Origin of the sequence: Sphingobacterium sp. IITKGP-BTPF85 (assembly GCF_001006065.1) — a bacterium.
Classification (GTDB): Bacteria; Bacteroidota; Bacteroidia; order Sphingobacteriales; family Sphingobacteriaceae; genus Sphingobacterium; species Sphingobacterium anhuiense.
The window spans coordinates 1-2,391 of sequence record NZ_ASZT02000266.1 but is presented as its reverse complement, the minus strand read 5'-3'; the positions used below and the strand labels follow the sequence as shown (position 1 = coordinate 2,391).

Here is a 2,391-nt window from a genome sequence, read left to right as displayed (position 1 = left end):
TTCACGACTGTCGCAGACTCTTCCTTAAACTCGCTCATAAACGGCCATAGGTCGTTTACTTTTGTCGGGGCAAAATGCTGTATAACATCATCCACACTATTCTCAGACTTCAGGATATTGTAGTCCCTTATGTTTTAAGTCCTTCAAGATCTCGATTGTCAATGGTACATTCATCGCAATTAATATTTATTATTATCTCCTTATTCCAACAGGTCAACATTTCGGTCTTAAATTCCTTACTATAAAGTGAACTTACAGAACTCTCCCCTTCTTTAAATCAATATTGAACAGGATGAACACGCAAAAATGTTGAGCAACCGGTTATCTTAATATCGTGTCCATCCTTATTCAATATCCAAAGATAAATAATAAAACTAAATATATTAGTTTATTTTTGCTATAAATTTTAGTTTAAATGGATTTAATTTTGTTCGCCTTAGATATCAATGATTTATTATATTTATACTATATTAGTTATATAATACGTCCATATAATATCACCTTAATGAGTTCGGATATTGTTTTGTTTAATTCGTAACAGATAATAACGGATCTTAAAGAAATTCAGGAGGATCAGTTAATAGCTACCGATTTTTTCACACCGCTACAAGCGTATTTCAAAAGAATTGAAGTTAAAGATAACTGTAGCACTATCGTTGGAGATGGTTTTGAAATAGATTATTTTGTAGATGATAAGTTAAATTCAAATGAAATTTTACATCTATATGGTGAAAATGCTATTTATGAAATGATACAATTGACAAAATTACAGGGTTGGCAAATCTACGATTCTGGATTGGATGGAATGATAGATCTTAATAATCCATCACATAACGGATACAATAGATTTAATGAATATGTGGATGAAGTTTTAAAGAAATCAAATTGAAGCGTATGAACTAAAAAGTATAGAGTGAAATTGATATCTTAGCAAGATTATAAAACTATTCAGCTTAAATACTAATCTTCAATAACAGACTATAATGAATACTAAATCTGGTTTATTAAATAATATCAAATGGTTTAATTTATTTGAATTATTGGAGCAATTAGGTAGACAATTTTCATTAAAGAGATTAAACCATGAAATAGAAATCGGAGTAACGCTTATTCGCGAATTGGAGTCTGACTGCCTCATCATTGATGACAAAAGCGGATTCATAAAATTTCTGGATATTGAAAAAATAACGTTGTTAGGTAACGAATCATTGGTCTCATTTCTCGAAGATAAAAACTATCCATTCGACACTGATCAGGATTCAATAACGATTTACGGTTATATGTAGCCATTTCAGATTATTATTACCTTTTGCACACTATTTGTTATTATAACCCAGATCACACTCACTTTAAGAAATAACACCAGAATATAAATTATGACAGATTATAAAGTATTGATACCCGACGAATCCTATTCAGTGTTAAATTTTAAGCAAGATAATTTTCCAGGTGTGGCCGTGGTCAATACTGCTTTAAGGAAATTTGAACCAAAAATAGTTTTCGCATGGCACTTATCGATTATGATAGATCTAGAAGATTTAATCGATAATGGAATGCCTTCAAAAAGTGAAGTTGAAGTAATTGATAACTATGGCGATTATTTGGATAATGAAATAAAAGGCCCGGATAAGGAAAAACCTAATGCCTTATTTCTTGCAAGAATAACCTGGAATAAAACGCGAGAATTAATTTGGCGAGTATACGATCCTGAAATCTCAAATAGATTTCTCCAAGAAATTATTACAGCCAACTCCTCCCCTAGACAGTTTGACTATCGAATCGATCCGGACAATAATTGGGAGTTGGCAAAGTGGCATTTGACAGATTGGAAGTAGAGAAAAGCTTTGCTTTAAAAATATTTGATGACAACTAACTCAGCTATTTTACTAAGTAAAAGTATTAAAAATTATTTATCAATATCCGAAATATCGATGGAAGAATTTGACACCCTAATAAATCAAATAGCTCAGGATAAAATTGAATTTAATCAAGGCAGTTCATTAATAATTAATCACGCCAATTTTGAATTTGAACTTGTTTTCACATTGTTAAGGGATTATATTTTCAATTCAATTCCCGAAAAAGTAAATTATACTACCGATACATACATCCAAGCAATTGCCAGTATACCACTTAAACCTACCTTTACTCCAGTTGTAATTTTAAAATCGTTCCCTACTAAAATTGCATTTAACAAACTTGAGATACTTCGTAAAGATGAACAACAAAAGACCATTATAGCACTATTGTGGATATTCAAACAAACCGATACACAACGACGGAATACGGAATGTAAAAATGGTTGCGGGCATGATTGGCATAATATGTAAAGAAATGCAAGGTCCTAAAAACATTTGTGCCTAATAAACAATAAAATCATTTTATTTTAGC

Annotated in this window: 4 protein-coding genes; all 4 read left to right on the top strand. The window is 30.9% G+C overall.

Annotation, left to right across the window (positions count from 1 at the left end; translation table 11 throughout):
* Positions 1–748 precede the first annotated feature (748 nt).
* The 4 genes from L950_RS29070 (at position 749) to L950_RS27425 (ending at position 2,330) form a co-directional block, all read left to right on the top strand.
* Entirely contained in the window at positions 749–889 is a 141-nt protein-coding gene (locus L950_RS29070; RefSeq protein ID WP_021191089.1) for a hypothetical protein, read from the top strand.
* Between the two features lie 94 nt (positions 890–983).
* Positions 984–1,286, top strand: a complete 303-nt coding sequence (locus L950_RS24910; RefSeq protein ID WP_021191088.1) for a hypothetical protein — start codon at positions 984–986, stop codon at positions 1,284–1,286.
* Between the two features lie 90 nt (positions 1,287–1,376).
* Positions 1,377–1,835 (top strand): DUF695 domain-containing protein, encoded by a 459-nt coding sequence (locus tag L950_RS24905; protein WP_021191087.1) that lies wholly within the window; start codon positions 1,377–1,379, stop codon positions 1,833–1,835.
* Between the two features lie 27 nt (positions 1,836–1,862).
* Positions 1,863–2,330, top strand: coding sequence for a DUF5958 family protein (locus L950_RS27425; protein WP_021191086.1), 468 nt, complete (start codon positions 1,863–1,865; stop codon positions 2,328–2,330).
* Positions 2,331–2,391 lie beyond the last annotated feature (61 nt).

Coding starts and splice junctions, on each gene's coding strand:
- L950_RS24905 (WP_021191087.1), top strand. CDS start 1,377: ATGACAGATTATAAAGTATTGATACCCGACGAATCCTATTCAGTGTTA.
- L950_RS29070 (WP_021191089.1), top strand. CDS start 749: ATGATACAATTGACAAAATTACAGGGTTGGCAAATCTACGATTCTGGA.
- L950_RS24910 (WP_021191088.1), top strand. CDS start 984: ATGAATACTAAATCTGGTTTATTAAATAATATCAAATGGTTTAATTTA.
- L950_RS27425 (WP_021191086.1), top strand. CDS start 1,863: ATGACAACTAACTCAGCTATTTTACTAAGTAAAAGTATTAAAAATTAT.